This window comes from Salinicoccus siamensis, from assembly GCF_055391965.1.
On sequence record NZ_AP043765.1, the window covers coordinates 61194 to 78510 of the forward strand.

General features: G+C 49.8%; 12 protein-coding genes. All 12 read right to left on the reverse strand.

What is annotated here, in order from left to right; all coding sequences use genetic code 11:
* Positions 1-28: 28 nt before the first annotated feature.
* The 12 genes from ACZ5LF_RS00295 to gyrB all read right to left on the reverse strand — a co-directional run bounded on the left by ACZ5LF_RS00295 (position 29) and on the right by gyrB (position 17305).
* Positions 29-1315 carry an adenylosuccinate synthase gene (locus tag ACZ5LF_RS00295; protein WP_380569641.1) on the reverse strand — a complete coding sequence of 429 codons (1287 nt, stop codon included), beginning with the start codon at positions 1313-1315 and terminating at the stop codon, positions 29-31.
* 113 nt (positions 1316-1428) lie between these two features.
* Positions 1429-2799, reverse strand: coding sequence for a replicative DNA helicase (gene dnaB, locus ACZ5LF_RS00300; RefSeq protein WP_380569681.1), 1371 nt, complete (start codon positions 2797-2799; stop codon positions 1429-1431).
* 39 nt (positions 2800-2838) lie between these two features.
* A complete protein-coding gene (gene rplI, locus ACZ5LF_RS00305; protein WP_380569642.1) occupies positions 2839-3285 on the reverse strand; it encodes a 50S ribosomal protein L9 in 447 nt (148 codons plus the stop codon).
* Positions 3282-5258, reverse strand: coding sequence for a DHH family phosphoesterase (locus ACZ5LF_RS00310; protein ID WP_380569643.1), 1977 nt, complete (start codon positions 5256-5258; stop codon positions 3282-3284). Before ACZ5LF_RS00310 ends, rplI begins: the two co-directional genes overlap by 4 nt.
* 5 nt (positions 5259-5263) lie before the next feature.
* The gene (locus ACZ5LF_RS00315) at positions 5264-6181 is read right to left on the reverse strand and encodes a DUF2232 domain-containing protein (RefSeq protein ID WP_380569644.1); all 918 of its coding nucleotides are present in this window, start codon (positions 6179-6181) and stop codon (positions 5264-5266) included.
* A 62-nt stretch (positions 6182-6243) separates the two neighbouring features.
* Positions 6244-7521, reverse strand: a complete 1278-nt coding sequence (serS, locus tag ACZ5LF_RS00320) for a serine--tRNA ligase (RefSeq protein WP_380569645.1) — start codon at positions 7519-7521, stop codon at positions 6244-6246.
* A gap of 283 nt (positions 7522-7804) precedes the next feature.
* Complete coding sequence (gene hutI, locus ACZ5LF_RS00325) at positions 7805-9040, reverse strand: imidazolonepropionase (RefSeq protein ID WP_380569646.1); 1236 nt, start codon at positions 9038-9040, stop codon at positions 7805-7807.
* The gene (gene hutU, locus ACZ5LF_RS00330) at positions 9040-10698 is read right to left on the reverse strand and encodes a urocanate hydratase (protein ID WP_380569647.1); all 1659 of its coding nucleotides are present in this window, start codon (positions 10696-10698) and stop codon (positions 9040-9042) included. Before hutU ends, hutI begins: the two co-directional genes overlap by 1 nt.
* Positions 10691-12196 carry a histidine ammonia-lyase gene (hutH, locus tag ACZ5LF_RS00335; protein WP_380569682.1) on the reverse strand — a complete coding sequence of 502 codons (1506 nt, stop codon included), beginning with the start codon at positions 12194-12196 and terminating at the stop codon, positions 10691-10693. Before hutH ends, hutU begins: the two co-directional genes overlap by 8 nt.
* Positions 12197-12294: 98 nt before the next feature.
* Complete coding sequence (hutP, locus tag ACZ5LF_RS00340) at positions 12295-12726, reverse strand: hut operon transcriptional regulator HutP (protein ID WP_380569648.1); 432 nt, start codon at positions 12724-12726, stop codon at positions 12295-12297.
* A 137-nt stretch (positions 12727-12863) separates the two neighbouring features.
* Positions 12864-15365: a DNA gyrase subunit A gene (gene gyrA / locus ACZ5LF_RS00345; RefSeq protein WP_380569649.1), complete on the reverse strand. Its 2502-nt coding sequence runs from the start codon at positions 15363-15365 to the stop codon at positions 12864-12866.
* Positions 15366-15385: 20 nt separating this feature from the next.
* Positions 15386-17305 carry a DNA topoisomerase (ATP-hydrolyzing) subunit B gene (gene gyrB / locus ACZ5LF_RS00350; RefSeq protein ID WP_380569650.1) on the reverse strand — a complete coding sequence of 640 codons (1920 nt, stop codon included), beginning with the start codon at positions 17303-17305 and terminating at the stop codon, positions 15386-15388.
* Between the last annotated feature and the right edge of the window lie 12 nt (positions 17306-17317).

Below are 17317 nucleotides of genomic sequence, written 5' to 3' on the forward strand. Positions count from 1 at the left end.
ATCCCGCGGTCATACCGCGGGATCAGTTCTATTGCCAGAAATTCTTGAGGAGGTTCGTCTGGTTGCGGTCTGGTCCTACAGAGAAGATTGAGATATTCACTCCTGTAAGGCGTGAAATCTCCTCCAGATAGTGTCTGGCGTTATCCGGCAGATCTTCCAGGCGTTTGATGCCTGTAATGTCTTCTTTCCATCCCGGCAGTGTTTTGAAGATTGGTTTTGCATGTTCCAATTCCTTCAGTGTAGCCGGATACTCAGTCATTTCCACTCCGTCTATTTCGTAGGCTGTACATATCTTGACTGATTCCAGGCCACTCAGCACATCTATGGAATTGAGCGACAGGTCGGTGATGCCACTGACACGGCGTGCATGGCGGACAACGACGCTGTCGAACCATCCGACACGTCTCGGGCGACCTGTTGTAGTACCGTATTCCCGTCCTATTTCACGGATATGTTCTGCGTTGTCATCAAACAGTTCAGTAGGGAAGGGGCCGTCTCCAACGCGTGAAGTATAGGCTTTGCACACACCCACTATGTTCTTCAGAGAAGTTGGGCCGACGCCGCAGCCAACCGTGACATTACCTGCAACGGGGTTGCTTGAAGTGACGAATGGGTATGTACCGTGATCGATATCGAGCATGACACCTTGCGCACCTTCAAACAGGACGTTTTGACCATTCTCAAATGCATCATCGAGTATTTTGGCAGTATCAGTGACGTAAGGCGCGAGGCGTTCTGCCGCTTTACGGTAAGGTTCGAATATTTCATCGAATGTATAGCCTTCACGTCCATAGAGTGCCTTGAACATGTGGTTCTTAATCCCGAGGTTCTCTTTCAACCTTTTGCTGAAAGTCTCTTCATCTATCAGGTCAGCCATACGTATGCCGATACGCTGCGCCTTATCTACATAACACGGGCCGATGCCCCTTTTGGTCGTGCCGATCTTATTCGCTCCGCGTGCTTCTTCTTCAAGCTCGTCCTGAAGCAGATGGTAGGGCAGGATGACTTGGGCACGGTTTGAAATCCTGAGGTTGTCCACTGAAATGCCGCGTTCGATTAAGCCGTCGAGTTCCTTGATTATGGAAAGGGGGTCGATGACGACGCCGTTACCGATCAGGGAGATTTTATCTTTATAGAATATTCCGGAGGGCACGAGGTGGAGCTTATACGTTTCGCTACCGAATTGAATCGTGTGGCCTGCGTTGTTCCCTCCGGAGAAACGTGCGATGATATGCGCTTCTTCAGACAGGAAATCTGTAATTTTACCTTTTCCTTCGTCGCCCCATTGGGTTCCGACTACTACTGTTCCAGACATAAGTTTGCCTCCAATTTATCATTGATATACCGTACTTATTCTAACAATAAGCTGAACATAATGCAATTAAAAATACGAACGTTTTTATAGGGTGCCTATAAAAACATTCGTAATTAGTTCGGCGGGATATAGCCGTCATCATAACCTCTATTGTCTTGGTCGAAGAAACTGCTGTAGGATTTATTGAAGATCAGCTTGACGGTACCCGTTGGTCCGTTACGGTGCTTGGCCAGGATGATTTCAATCTCGTCCTGTTCCTTTTGCGCGCCTTCAGCCTCCTCTTCACCATCGCCCCGCGTATAGTAATCCTCCCTGTACAGGAAGGCGACGATGTCGGCATCCTGCTCAATTGAACCGGATTCACGCAAGTCACTCATCATCGGCCGCTTGTCCTGCCGCGTCTCCACACTACGGGAGAGTTGGCTCAGTGCTATGACCGGACATTCCATCTCGCGTGCCAATGCCTTCAGCATACGTGAAATCTCCGATACTTCCTGCTGGCGGTTATCGCTGCGCTTACTGCTCGACCCTTGGATCAGCTGAAGGTAATCGATGATCACCATATCCAGACCATGTTCCTGCTTCAGACGCATGCATTTCGACCGGATATCGTTGACACGTATCCCTGGTGAATCATCTATGAAGATCTTCGATTCTGCGAGACTGCTTATCGCAGTCGTGAAATTATCCCAATCATCATGTCCGAGATTCCCTTGACGCAGCTTCGTCGCATCAATCATGCCCTGGCTTGAGATCATCCTTGAAACAAGCTGATCGGCTCCCATTTCGAGTGAGAATATCGCCACAGTATAGTTCTCGGCCGAAGTGCCGGCATGGCCTGCGATATTCAAGGCGAAGGCCGTCTTACCCATGGAAGGGCGGGCGGCGAGGATGATCAGATCATTGCGGTTGAATCCTGATGTCATGAAGTCAAGGTCCCGGTAGCCGGTCGGGATACCGGTTGTAGTATCCGTCTGGCCCGCTCTGGCCTCGACCTGCTCGTAGACTTCGTGGACGACTGACTTCATCGACTTGAAGCCTTCATTCCGCCGGCTTTCAGATATCGACATGATCCTCGACTCGGCTTCAGTCAGCAGATCTTCTATCTCTGCATCCTCCGAAAACCCTTCATTGGCGATTTCTTCAGCTGTCTGGATCAATTTTCTTTTGAGGGCATATTTCGCAACGATATCAACATAGAAGGCCGCATTGCGGCTTGTGGGCACCACATTGGATAATTCCGCAAGATAGCGCGGGCCACCGACGGAATTGAGCACTTCCATGCTTTTCAATTGATCGATCAGGGTGACGACATCGATATTCTGATGGTTTTCACTCAGTATGCCCATAGCCTGATAGATATGCCGGTGTTCCGAACGGTAGAAATCTTCGGGATCCAGTGTCTCCGCAGTAGAAATGAAGATTTCCGGATTGATCAATATCGCACCGAGGACAGATTGTTCCGCCTCCATGTTATGGGGCATCTGCTGATGTATATCCAATATCAATGCCTCCCCGGCTGATTATTCTTCGACGACATGCACTTTGATTTCAGCAGAGACTTCCTGGTGGAGTTTTACATTCATCTTGTGGTAGCCAAGGCTCTTCAATGGCTGTGACATATCGAGTTTCCTTTTATCCAGTTTTATGCCGTGCTGCTTCTCATAGGCTTCCTTCACCTGTTTTGAACTGATTGAACCGAACAGGCGGCCGTCTTCGCCGGCCTTAGTCTTGACTTCGACTTCTTTTTCTTCCAGTTCTTCCTTCAATGCTTTCGCATCTTCCAATTCCTGCCTGGCTTTTTCGGCTTTGGCTTCTTTTTCTGCTTCTAGTTTTGCCAAGTTGCCAGGTGTGGCTTCTTCAGCCAATCCTTTTTTAAGAAGGTAGTTTTGGGCATAGCCTGTCGCCACTTCCTTCACTTCACCTTTTTTACCTTTATTCTTTACATCGCTCAGAAAGATCACTTTCATTCTTCTTCACTCCCGTTATAAAGTATATCGTCTATTGTTTCTATCAGTTCTTCGTAAAGTTCATCCATCGTTTTATCTGTGACGCGTGTTGCGGCGTTGGACAAGTGTCCACCTCCGCCCAGGGCCTCCATGACCAGCTGGACGTTGACTTCCCCGAACGAGCGCGCAGATATGCCGATCGACTCGTCTTCCCTTATCGCCATGACGAATGAAGCCTGGACGCCTTCGATCTGCAGAAGCTGGTCGGCAGCCTGGGCGACTGTGACCGGATGATAGGTCATCGATGGATCGGCTTTGACTATGGCGATGCCATTGTCCCTGATTTCAGCGGACTTGATGAGGTCGCTCCGCGCAATATAGGTGTCTATATCGTCCTTCAGGAAGGTCTGCGCCAGTACAGGATCTGCGCCTTGGCTCCTCAGGAAGCTCGCCGCATCGAATGTCCGCGAACCGGTACGTAGCGTATAGTTCCTTGTATCTACAATGATGCCGGTCAGCATGACCGTCGCTTCCAGACGGGACAGCTTCTGCTCCTTATTCTGGTACTCCAGCATCTCCGCAACCAGTTCACTCGCACTCGATGCATAAGGTTCCATATACACAAGGAGCGGATTTGAGATGAAATCATCGGAGCGCCGGTGGTGGTCGATGATCACTTTCCGTGTCGCCTTGTTGAGGAGCACTTCATCCAGCACCATGCTCGGCCGGTGGGTATCGACGACCACAACCGTCGTCTTCGAATTCATCTTTTCCCACGCCTCTTCAGAGGTCACGAAAATCTCCATCAGATCTTCCCGCTTCTCGAGTTCATTCATCATCCTCTGGAGTGTTTCATCGATATCTTCATCATTGAGCACGATGTTCGCTTCTATGCCATTCATGGAAGCCAGTTTGGCCACGCCGATTGCAGAGCCGAGCGAATCCATGTCCGGATGCTTGTGCCCCATGATGAGCACGTTGTCACCTTCGAGGAGAAGGTCACGTAGGGCATGCGATATGACGCGCGCCTTGACCCGTGTCCGCTTCTCCATAGGATCCGTCTTGCCGCCGTAGAACCTGGCGTTGCCGTTCATCGTCTTGATGGCGACCTGGTCCCCACCACGCCCCAATGCGAGGTCAAGGCTCGACTGGGCGAGTTCGCCGACTTCGATATAATCATCGGAACCTTCGCCGATGCCGATGCTCAATGTGATCTGTGCACCCAGTTCCTGTGTACGGTCACGCACTTCATCCAATAGGTTGAAGCGCGTATCTTCCATTTCGTTCAGACTTTTTGAATTCAGCAGCACGATGAAGCGATCCTGTGAAAACCGTCTGATGTAGATATGGTGATGATTGGCCCAATCGTTGATTATGTTCGTGATATTGTTGTTCAATTCACTCTTTAGGGCCTCGCTCATGTTCTGGGTGACCTCGTCGTAGTTGTCGAGGAAAAGTATACCGATGACGGGCTGCTTCTCCTCAAGTTCCACCTCCCTACGACGCTGATTGGTGATGTCGATCAGATGGAGGGCCTGAAACTTTTCGTCCCAATAGATCTTGTAGTGCTTATCATTATAGGTCGATTCCGTCGTCTGTATATTATTTGCCTTCAATGTGGTCATGACGTTCGGGAACAGGCGGTTGATCGGTACATTCAAGTTCTCTTTCGAGATTTCCTTGTACATGTAGTCATTCATCCACTCGATCTCATCTTCATCATTCAGTATGATCAGCCCCATCGGCAATTCATCGATCGCATACTGCTTGCTGCCTGCGATATCCACCACCATCTGTCGGAAGCGGGTTTCGTTGAGGATGACCGATCGGTAGAGGTACAGGCTGAGAAGTGTCAGGAGAATGGCGCTTACGATCAGAAAAAGCAGACCGGTCCTGAAATGGTTGGTCAGGACAAATATATTCATGACCAGTATATGGAACGCTGCTATGGCGAATGGTATGAATACCATTCTCTTGTCCAGCACATTGTACATTCCCATCACTTCCTTTTTGCCAGTAATAGTTTCCTGAACCTGAAGATCATTTCAAATATGCCGATAAGCAGCGTAATTGGCCTGAGTATGGCAAACGGCACCAACAATCCAATCGATAGAACCTTGTTAAGCTTCTTTTCCCTGAAAAAGAAATAGAGGAAGCTTAGTCCATGGAGAAACAGGGCCCATTCCATCACAACCATTACGTTTCCGATAGTCGATTGCGCTGCACCTTCAGTTGTAAAGAATGATACTATAAACAGTATCAAAAATAAATGCAGCACGAACCTTGGGAATATCCATTCCTTGAAGGAACGGTATTTCCACAGCTTCACATCTGTCGAAGCGTGGAGGACACGTTGCATCAGAACGGTGTAGAGCGCAATCAGGAACGACAGTATGGTGATATGCGCGGGCAGATTGATGAACAACTGGTCCATCGTACTCTGGATGAGGCCGCTATCAAGTGCGGATGATGCGATGGAACCATACATCTCAACTTGTTCAATGTACCAGTTACGGATATTCAGATAGGTTTCTGACAGTGGCTGGATATACCCAAGCCCCTGGAGAAGATTCAATCCCCCGATCGTACTGATCATAAGTGCAGCCGTCAAATAGAAAAGTGTGACTTCCTGCGAATCTTCATTTTTCAAAGTCCTATGGAGGACTGTTGCCACTATATATAATACCACAAACCACAGCCAAGAATCTGGCGAAAGCAGTAGGATGGCAGGTATCAGGAAACTGATGAAGGTCAGCCAAAAATGGTAATTGGACTGACGTTTCAACCTGACTAGGAAAAAAGCTGCGAATGGCAGCAGGACTGCTCCAAAAAGCAGGCTGATGTCTGTGAGGGTGATGAACACAAAGACAGTGAACAGCACCAGCATAAGTTGAAGCATCGATACTTGTCTATTCAAATTTCTGCGCCTCCAAAAATAAAATAAAGCCCCTAAACGAATAGGAGCATCCATTAGTACTATTATAACGCTTCAAGTTTCTCCTGACCATTCATATACGGTCTGAGTATTTCTGGAATCGTAACCGAACCATCTTCATTCTGATAATTTTCCAAAAGTGCAGCCATCGTTCGTCCGACCGCAAGTCCACTGCCATTCAACGTATGCAGGAACTCGGCTTTAGTTCCTTTTTCGCGCTTGAACTTGATATTGCCACGGCGCGCCTGGAAATCGGTCATGTTGGAGACTGAGCTGATTTCTTTGTAGTCCTCATAACTCGGCAGCCATACTTCGACATCGTAGGTTTTCGAAGAGCCGAATCCGATGTCTCCCGTACAGAGTAGCACAGTACGGTGCGGAATCTCCAACAAATTCAATATATTCTCTGCATGCGCGGTCATCTCTTCAAGTGCCTCCCAGGAATCTTCAGGGCGTTCTATGCGCACCATTTCGACCTTATTGAACTGATGCAGGCGGATGAGGCCGCGGGTATCCCTTCCGGCAGATCCTGCCTCACTCCTGAAGCAAGCTGTCTGGGCAGTGAATTTAGTGGGCAGCTGTTCATCAGACAACGTTTCATCCTTGTAGAAATTCGTTAAAGTGACTTCTGAAGTCGGGATTGTATACATTTCCATGTCTTCTATCTTGAACAGGTCATCTCCGAACTTCGGTAGCTGTCCGGTCGCGTACATGGCTTCTGCGCGAATAATCTGCGGCGTCATCATTTCCCGGTAGCCATTTTTATTATGCACATCCAGCATGAAGTTCATCAATGCACGCTCCAGCCTTGCACCGTCTCCAGTATGGTAGACGAAGCGCGCCCCGGAAACCTTTGCGGCACGCTCGAAGTCCGCCAGTTCCAGGTCAGTCAGCAGATCCCAGTGCGCCTTCGGTTCAAAATCGAATTTGCGGGGCGTCCCCGTCTTGCGGATTTCCACGTTTTCTGTGTCATCCTGTCCTTCAGGCACATCATCGTGGATGAGATTCGGCACCCGGCTCATCTTATCATTGAAGCTTGCTTTGACGGCCTTAAGCCGCTCATCGATGTCTTTGATCTCCTCACCGACATCGCGCATGGCCTGGATGGCATCATCTGCGTTTTCTTTATTCCGCTTCTTCAGCGCAATTTCTTCAGATGCTTTATTGCGCTTGCCCTTCAACTCTTCGGTCTTCTGGATAAGTGCCCTGCGGGAGTCATCCAACTCCAATATCTCATCTATGATTGCAGGATCTTCGCCACGTTTCCTCGTCTTTTCCTTCACACGTTCCGTTTCATTACGGATCAATTTGATATCAAGCATAAGTTTGACCTCCATCTATTTTGAAATAAAAGAAACCACGCCCCGGAAAGGGACGTGGTATACGCGTTGCCACCCTAATTTGATGCTGTGCATCATCTTGAACATTTAACGGTACAGGATACCGGCCACTCTTTAGCCAAGGACGGAAATTCATGTTCGCCTGCAGTCATTTTCACCAACCATGACTTCTCTGTGAACAAGCTATACACTACTGCTTCCTTGCAAGTGACTGCTATTCAACTTTTCTTCATTCTATTATGAACAGGGCGTAAATGCAAGTCCATCAATTCGTAAGGAGTCCCGGCTGCCTGTAGACCACCTGACCTTTAGCGAGGACGGTACGGGCATGGTTGACCCCATAGTGATAGGGGATATATTCATGGTTCGGTGCGTCCCATAGGACGATATCAGCGTCATCCCCCACTTCGAGTGTCCCTTTGTCCACATCAATCGCGTGGGCCGCATTGACAGTTACCGCATTCCATATTTCGTTGGGTGTCATCTTCAGTTTGAGGCTTGCGATCGCCATGATCATCTGCAGGTTGTCGGTTACGCAGCTTCCCGGGTTATAATCGGTGGCCAGACTTACGGCACCGCCGTTTTCTATCATGCCGCGCGCATCTGCATATTCCTCCTTGCCGAGGTAGAATGTCGTACCCGGCAGCAGCACCGCTACGGTATCACTGTTACCAAGCTGTCTTTTGCCTTCATCACTCGCTGCGACCAGATGATCTGCGCTGATTGCATTCTGCTCGATGGCGAGTTCCAGACCCCCAAGCGGGTCGATTTCATCAGCATGTATTTTGACCCTCATGCCTTTTTCATTTGCCGTTTCCATGTACTTCCTCGACTGGTCGATGGTGAAGACGCCCGTTTCACAGAAGATATCTGCAAAATCCGCGTAGTCTTTCACTTCATCCAGCAGATCGATCATTTCATCCAGGAAGGCATCACTATTCGCTCCTTTAGGGATGGCGTGCGGTCCGAGGAATGTGTGGCGCATCGTCAACGGGAATTTTTCAGCTATTTCCCGGGAAACTTCCAGCTGCTTCAATTCGTTTTCCCGGTCAAGGCCATATCCGCTCTTACTTTCTACAGTCAACACCCCGTACTGGATCATACGGATGATATTCTTTGAAGCTTTATCGAACAATTCCTGATGCGTTGCCTTTTTTGTCTGTTCGACCGTATTGAGGATGCCGCCGCCTTGTTCCAGGATGGTCAGGTAATCCACTCCCTGGCGTTTTAGGGCCATCTCATGTTCGCGGGAACCGCCATGCACCACATGGGTGTGGGGATCGACAAGGGCAGGGGAGGCGATCATACCTGAAGCATCGATTGTTTCAGATGCTTGATAGTCGTCCGTTTCTGCACCACGGTAGACCACCTTATCATCTTTGATGACAATCATTGCCTGGTCGATGATTTCAAGTTCATCCATCTCTTTGCCTTTTAATGGTCCGGCGCTCTTCTTCGGCAACAACAGTGATTTTATATTTTTGATGATGATATCATTCATTATTCATTCTCCTCCAACATCGGTATTTGTACACCTTTCTCTTGCGCAGTATCCACCGCAATGTCATACCCTGCATCAACATGACGTGCGACACCCATGCCAGGATCGCTCGTCAACACGCGCTCGAGCCGTCTTTTTGCATTTTCAGTGCCATCTGCAACAACCACCATCCCAGCATGGAGCGAGTAGCCCATGCCTACGCCGCCGCCGTGGTGGACGCTGATCCATGATCCACCTGCTGCTGTATTTACCAGGGCATTCAGTATCGCCCAGTCACCGACGGCATCACTGCCATCCTTCATACTCTCCGTTTCCCGGTTGGGGCTGGCCACAGATCCACTGTCCAGATGGTCCCGTCCGATGACTACAGGTGCTGATATCTCACCATTTGCGACCATTTCATTCAACGCCAGACCCATTTTCGCCCGCTCCCCATATCCTAACCAGGCAATTCTGGAAGGCAGACCCTGGAAGGCGATCTTCTCCTGGGCCATATCCAGCCACCTCAACAGTTTTTCGTTATCCGGGAACAGTTCGCGCATCTTGTCGTCCGCGGCTTTAATATCTTTCGGATCACCGCTCAGTGCTGCAAAGCGGAAAGGCCCTTTGCCTTCACAGAACAGGGGACGGATGTAGGCTGGGACGAATCCCGGAAAGTCGAATGCATCTTCAACGCCTGCATCATACGCCACTTGGCGGATATTGTTGCCGTAGTCGAAGACGATGGCACCTTTTTTCTGGAATTCCAGCATGGCCTGTACATGGGCCGCCATCGAAGCGGATGAGAGCCTCACATATTCCTTAGGGTCTGCATGCCTCAACTCAGCTGCCGCTTCCAGGCTGTAACCTTCCGGCACATACCCGTTCAAAGGATCATGGGCAGAAGTCTGATCGGTCACTATATCTATCTTGAAGCCCCGCCTTAAAATTTCATGATGGATTTCAGCAGCATTGCCGAGCAGGCCGATCGATAACGCCTCCCCCTTATTCTTCGCCGCTTCAGCCATTTGAAGTGTCTCATCGAGAGAAGAGGTCTTTTTATCGAGATAACGGGTATCCAGCCGCTTATCAATACGCGTCTCATCCACTTCCACACAAATGGCTACCCCTTCATTCATCGTGACAGCAAGCGGTTGGGCACCTCCCATGCCACCAAGGCCTGCGGTCAGAGTGATTGTGCCACGCATCGTACCGCCATAGTTCTGATTCGCCAGTTCGGCAAACGTTTCATATGTACCCTGGACAATGCCTTGGGAGCCGATGTATATCCAACTTCCCGCCGTCATTTGACCGTACATCATAAGGCCTTTTTTATCGAGCTCATGGAAATGGTCCCATGTCGCCCATTTCGGCACTAGTACAGAATTTGACATGAGGACGCGCGGCGCTTCTTCATGTGTCTTGAATACGGCCACTGGCTTGCCCGACTGGACCAGCATCGTTTCATCCTTCTCCAGATTACGCAACGTGCGTTCAATCGCTTCAAAGGCTTCCCAGTTCCGCGCCGCCTTGCCGATGCCGCCGTAGACGACCAGATCCTCAGGACGCTCCGCCACTTCAGGATCGAGGTTGTTGTACAACATGCGTAAAGCGGCCTCCTGCTCCCATCCCTTACATTCGATTTCCAGACCTTTTTTTGCAGTTATTTTTCTAGACATATTCCGCCACCCCTTTGATTTGTTTAAGTTCTTCAGACAATACTTTAATATCCTTACTGAAATTGCGGTCCTGATCGATGAATGCGGCATGGCTGCGGTATTCATCAAATTTTTCGCGTGTTTTCGGCGACAGTTTATCGTGCCCTTTAATTTCAACGGCCGTCAATGCGATGAACAGTTCGATTGCGATGACGTTCCGTACGTTATCGATGATATCTCTGGCATGCCGGGCGCCTATCGTACCCATCGACACATGATCTTCCTGATTGGCCGAGGAGGGGATGGAGTCGACGCTTGCCGGGTGGGCGAGTGTCTTATTTTCGGATACTAGGCTTGCTGCTGCGTACTGAAGGATCATCGCCCCCGACTGCAGCCCTTCTTCTGGACTCAAAAAGGCAGGGAGATCGCCATTCAATGCAGGGTTGACGAGCCGTTCAATGCGTCTTTCAGAAATATTGGCGATTTCACTGACGCCGATTTTGAGCAGGTCCATCGCAATCGCAATCGGCTGACCATGGAAATTCCCGCCAGAGATGACTTCCTCTTCTCCAAAAATCAACGGGTTGTCGTTTGCCGCATTCATTTCTATCTCAATCTTTTCTTTTACATAAACCAAGGTCTGCAGGGAAGCACCATGTACTTGCGGGATGCAACGCAGCGAATAGCCATCCTGTACACGCACTTCGCCTTGACGCGTCGTCAGTCGGGAACCTTCGAGCAGGCCCCGCATACGTGCTGCGGCATCGGTTTGTTCCTTATAGCCACGTGAACGGTGCACCTTCTCATTGAATGCATCTGTAATGCCATTCAACGCCTGCAAAGTCAGAGCGGATATCCATAGGCTGTCGTCCATGATCTTTTCCGCTTCGATGTAATTGATGAGTCCTTGGGCCGTCATCGGCTGTGTGCCATTGATAAGTGCCAACCCTTCCTTCGCCTGCAAGGTGAGGGGGGTTAGGCCAGTTTCTGCGAGTATTTCTGATGATGGTCTGAGGGTTCCCCGGTAGAAAGCTTCGCCTTCCCCAATCAGGGCGAGAGCGAGGTGGGAAAGGGGGGCAAGGTCTCCAGAAGCACCAAGGGAGCCCTGCTCAGGCACTTCCGGAATGATGCGCTGATTGATGAAAGCTTTTAATTGGTCCACCAACTCAACGGTAACGCCGGAGTATCCTTTTAGGAGAGTATTCAACCTGAGGACCATCATGGCGAGCACTGTCTTTTCAGCAAATGGTTTTCCCATGCTGCAGGCATGGGAGCGGATCAGGTTGACTTGAAGGTCGGTCGTTTTATCCTTTGAAACTCTGACATCGCAAAATAGGCCAAACCCCGTCGTGATGCCGTAAATGGTCTTTTCCTCCTCGATGATGCGCTCCACGGTCTTCCTGGATGCTCTGACATTCTGATACGCCTCATCCGAAATTTCGACTGTGCTGTGGTCATCCCTCAGAAATGTCTTCATCTTTTCGATGGTCAGTCCATTTCCGTCCAATGTTAAAACTATCATAATGCTGCCTCCTTTTAGCAATAAAAAAAGACACAATCATCCCATTTGGATGGTTAGTGTCTCTAATGTCTATTGTCTATGACAAATATTCGATCTTATATATGGTTGATGCCAAGTCCGAGGGTCTCATGCTCCTTGCCTTTGATCGGCGCACCGATCGTGCCATAGAAACATACGGCAATCCACTCGCCTTCAGCGTCCTCAGTATAGGGACGGCCCCTCACTATCGAGAAGGTCAACCCGACTGTGCGCATGATTTCGCCGACGCTCAGCTTTCCGCGCGTGACCCCTTCTGCCGCTTCAATGATGGCGTGATAGAGCGCATGGGTCTCACGATAGACTTCTCCGTTGATGATGCCATTGCGTTTCGCTGCAGTTTCAACGGAAGAGATGACTTTCTTGAGATCCATTGAGCCGACTTTCCCGGTAGTCACCTGAAAAGATGCATATTCCGGCATCAGCTGCTGGGCTGTTTCCTGATCCACTAAAGCAGTGAGTGTAGCGTATTTACCGAATGACTGTTGCATTTTATACCTCTTCATTTCATTTATGGTGGTTCACTAAATTCTCTGATAACTGACTTCATTATAGCGCTTCCATTCACAGAGTGCAATTCTGCATATAAAAATCCCTCCTGCCATATGGCAGGGGGGATAGGCTGGAGCTATTGCCCATCATCTGTTTCTATTTCTGTTGAGTCTGTTTCTTCTGAGCCTTCATCTTGTGCTTCAAGTTCTTCATCTTCTATTTCTTCCTTCACTTTGGCGACGGTCGCCACTTTCTGGCCTTCGGCCATCCGGATCAGTCTGACACCTTGGGTATTGCGGCCTGTAGTCGATACTTGCTCCATCAACAGGCGGATGAGTACACCATGATCCGTGACGATCATCAAGTCTTCATCACCATCGACTGCAGCAATATAGACCAATTCGCCGATGCGTTCAGTCAGATTGGATGTTTTGACGCCCATGCCGCCACGCCGTGTCACACGATACTCGGTTTCCAGAGTCAATTTACCGTAGCCATTATCCGTTACGACAAGGATCGACTGATCTTCTGCCAATACATCAAGTCCCACAAGATAATCGCCCTCACGCAGATTGATCCCTTTTACACCGGCTGCAGTCCGTCCCATGGAACGGATCTGATCTTCAGGGAAACGGATCAGGTTGGCCTGACGCGTACCTAGGATGATCTCCTTGGAACCATCTGTCAGACGTACCGCAAGCAGTTCATCATCTCCACGGAATGAAATGGCGATTTTACCGTTTCTGTTGATCCGTTCGAAATTATCGAGTGGAGAACGCTTTACGAGCCCGTTGCGGGTCGCAAAGACGAGGTATTTATCCGCGGTATCCTCATCCTTTACGCTGATCATGGTACTGATTACTTCATCCTTATCGATCTCAAGCATGTTGACGATCGGTATACCTTTGGATTGACGGGACATCTCAGGTATCTCATAGCCCTTCAGGCGATAGACCCGTCCTTTGTTTGTGAAGAACAGGATGTAGTCGTGCGTGCTCATCGTCACGATCTGGCTGACGAAATCATCTTCAACCGTATTCATGCCCTGGACCCCACGGCCGCCGCGGTGCTGGGCGCGATAGGTGGAAGAGGGCAGCTGTTTGATGTAGTTGCTGTTGCTGAGCGTGACTACAATTTGTTCTTCCGGTATGAGATCCTCGTCCTCGATGTCGGATAGATTGCCGAGGGTAATTTCAGTTCTGCGTTCATCACCGTATTTATCCCTTGTTTCAATCAACTCTTCCCGAATGATGCTTAGCAGTTTCTCATCATCTGCAAGAATCGTCTTCAAATATTCAATGGTCTTCTGGACTTCATTGTACTCATTTTCGATCTTGCTTCTCTCAAGCCCGGTGAGACGTCTTAGACGCATATCCAAGATCGCCTGAGACTGCCGTTCAGAGAGGTTGAAGCGTTCCATCAGACCGGTCTTGGCCGCTTCGTCATTCGCAGCTTCCCGAATCAGTGTGATGATCTCATCGATGTTGTCGAGCGCAATCTGGAGTCCTTCCAGAATATGCGCGCGGTCTTCAGCACGTTTCAGGTCGAACTTCGTGCGTCTGGTGACGATGACTTTCTGGTGCTCCAGATAATGTGCAAGCACTTCCTTGAGGCTGAGTATCTTCGGCTGGCCATTGACTAGGGCAAGCGTATTGATCCCAAAACTGGTCTGGAGCGGGGTCTGCTTATAGAGGTTGTTCAAGATGACGTTCGCATTTCTGTCCTTGCGGATTTCGATGATGATCTTGACGCCTTCTTTCAAGCTCGTCTCATCGCGCAGATCGGTAATGCCTTCAATCTTCTTATCGCGTGCCAGTTCCGCAATTTTTTCCACGAGACGCGACTTGTTCACCTGGTAGGGGATCTCCGAAACCACGATGCGCTCCTTGCCGTTTTTCATCATTTCTATTTCACAGCGCGCACGCATGATGACCGAGCCACGGCCGGTCTCATATGCCCGTCTGATGCCGCTTTTTCCGACGACCAGTCCAGCTGTCGGAAAATCCGGTCCCTTGACGTATTCCATCAGCTCAGGAAGTGTAATTTCCCCATCCTTTGAGTAGGCGAGGACGGCATTGATGACTTCCGTCAAGTTGTGCGGGGGGATGTTGGTCGCCATGCCAACCGCTATACCGCTCGTTCCATTGACGAGCAGATTTGGAAAGCGTGACGGCAGCACGACAGGTTCGCGTTCATTGCCGTCATAGTTATCCTGGAAATCGACCGTATCCTTATTGATGTCACGCATCATCTCCATGGAAATTTTGCTCATTCTGGCTTCGGTGTAACGCATCGCCGCTGCACCGTCCCCGTCCATCGAACCGAAGTTGCCCTGGCCATCGACCAACGGATAGCGGTAGCTGAAGTCCTGCGCCATACGCACCATCGCTTCATAGATTGAGGAGTCGCCGTGGGGATGGTATTTACCCATGACATCCCCGACGATTCTGGCTGATTTCTTATATGGTTTTTCAGAAGTCATACCGTTGTCATGCATGCCGTACATTATCCTGCGGTGCACTGGCTTCATGCCATCCCGGACGTCCGGCAATGCCCTTGACACTATGACACTCATGGCATAGTCAAGGAATGAGGTACGCATTTCTTTGCTTATATTGATTTCTGTCACTCTGCTCATTCAAAAATACCCTCCACTGTTTAGACGTCTAGATTCTGTACGTACAATGCATTATCTTCGATGAAGTTGCGACGGTTTTCGACGATGTCGCCCATCAGCATCTCAAATGTCTGGTCGGCCAATACCGCATCATCCAAAGTCACCTGCAACATGGTTCTGAATTCCGGATCCATTGTGGTCTCCCATAACTGATCCGCATTCATTTCACCCAGACCTTTATATCTCGAAAGTGATATTTTAGGAGTTTCCTTCAATTCTTTCCTGAGTTCCACAAGTTCCCTGTCGTCAAAGACATAGTGTTTGTTCTTGCCCTGTTCCACTTTGTAGAGTGGTGGCTGTGCGATATACACATATCCCGCTTCAATCAGCGGCTGCATGAACCGGTAGAAGAATGTGAGGAGCAGCGTACGGATGTGTGCCCCGTCGACGTCCGCATCGGTCATGATCACGATTTTGTGGTAACGGGCCTTCGACAAGTCGAATTCCTCTCCGATGCCTGTACCGAGTGCAGTGATCATGGCACGGATTTCGTTATTGTTCAGAATCCTGTCGAGGCGGGCCTTCTCCACGTTCAATATTTTACCGCGGAGCGGCAGAATCGCCTGAGTGGTTGAGTTCCTGCCTGATTTGGCGGAGCCGCCAGCCGAATCCCCCTCCACGATGAACAGTTCGCTCTCTGAAGGATCCTTGCTTGAACAGTCGGCGAGCTTGCCGGGCAGGCTGGATACTTCAAGCGCTGATTTTCTGCGTGTCATTTCGCGTGCTTTCTTAGCAGCCACACGGGCACGCTGGGCTGTCAGACCTTTTTCGACGATGATTTTGGCTGGGCCGGGATTCTCGAGCAGGAAGCGCTCAAATCCCTCGCTGAACAGCTGGTCGGTGATCAGCCTAGCTTCCGAGTTGCCGAACTTGGTCTTTGTCTGACCCTCGAACTGAGGATCCGTATGCTTGATGGAGACGACAGCGGTCAAGCCTTCGCGGACGTCTTCCCCGCTCAAACGGTCTTCGCCTTCTTTGATGATGCGATTTTTGAAGCCGTAATTATTGATCACTTTCGTCAAGGCACGTTTGAATCCGTCTTCATGCGTACCGCCTTCGTACGTATGGATGTTGTTGGCGTAGGACAGCAGTGTGGTGTTGTACCCATTGTTGTACTGGAGGGCAATCTCCACTTCCACTTCGTCCCTTTCGCTGTGCATATATATCACTTCATCATGGAGCACATCGCGCGTTTCATTCATCTGTTCCACATAGGACATGATGCCGCCTTCGAAGTAATACTGATAGGAGATATCCTCTTCGCCGCGCTCATCCGTCAAATTGATCTCAAGGCCTTTGTTCAGGAACGCCAGTTCTTTAGTCCGCTTCTGGAGTACTTCGAGGTCATATTCCAATGTTTCCGTAAAGATCTGACCATCCGCCTTGAACCGGATTTCCGTACCTGTCTTATCGGTCTCTCCAATGACTTTGAGGTCAAAATCAGGGACCCCCCTTGTATAGCTCTGGTGATGAATCTTACCGTCGCGGTGCACATACACTTCAAGTGTTTCACTCAGCGCATTGACCACGGATGAACCGACGCCGTGCAAGCCACCTGAAACCTTGTATCCACCGCCGCCGAACTTACCGCCGGCATGGAGGACGGTCAGTATGACCTCTACTGCTGGTCTGCCCATCTTCTCCTGGATATCCACCGGGATGCCGCGGCCGTTATCGGTCACCCGTACCCAGTTATCTTCTTCAACCGTGATGTTGACGCGATTGGCATGTCCTGCCATCGCCTCATCGATACTGTTATCCACTATTTCCCATACTAGATGGTGGAGCCCTTTTGCAGCTGTAGATCCAATATACATCCCTGGACGCTTACGGACTGCTTCCAATCCTTCCAATACCTGTATCTGACTGGCACCATATGTGTCCATGTTCTTCTCAGCCATATTATCATCCTC

What these genes read in the sequence shown, in the direction of transcription:
- ACZ5LF_RS00295 (WP_380569641.1), bottom strand. Translation starts at nt 1,315, where the DNA reads ATGTCTGGAACAGTAGTAGTCGGAACCCAATGGGGCGACGAAGGAAAA.
- dnaB (WP_380569681.1), bottom strand. Translation starts at nt 2,799, where the DNA reads ATGCCCCATAACATGGAGGCGGAACAATCTGTCCTCGGTGCGATATTG.
- rplI (WP_380569642.1), bottom strand. Translation starts at nt 3,285, where the DNA reads ATGAAAGTGATCTTTCTGAGCGATGTAAAGAATAAAGGTAAAAAAGGT.
- ACZ5LF_RS00310 (WP_380569643.1), bottom strand. Translation starts at nt 5,258, where the DNA reads ATGTACAATGTGCTGGACAAGAGAATGGTATTCATACCATTCGCCATA.
- serS (WP_380569645.1), bottom strand. Translation starts at nt 7,521, where the DNA reads ATGCTTGATATCAAATTGATCCGTAATGAAACGGAACGTGTGAAGGAA.
- hutI (WP_380569646.1), bottom strand. Translation starts at nt 9,040, where the DNA reads ATGAATGATATCATCATCAAAAATATAAAATCACTGTTGTTGCCGAAG.
- hutU (WP_380569647.1), bottom strand. Translation starts at nt 10,698, where the DNA reads ATGTCTAGAAAAATAACTGCAAAAAAAGGTCTGGAAATCGAATGTAAG.
- hutP (WP_380569648.1), bottom strand. Translation starts at nt 12,726, where the DNA reads ATGCAACAGTCATTCGGTAAATACGCTACACTCACTGCTTTAGTGGAT.
- gyrA (WP_380569649.1), bottom strand. Translation starts at nt 15,365, where the DNA reads ATGAGCAGAGTGACAGAAATCAATATAAGCAAAGAAATGCGTACCTCA.
- gyrB (WP_380569650.1), bottom strand. Translation starts at nt 17,305, where the DNA reads ATGGCTGAGAAGAACATGGACACATATGGTGCCAGTCAGATACAGGTA.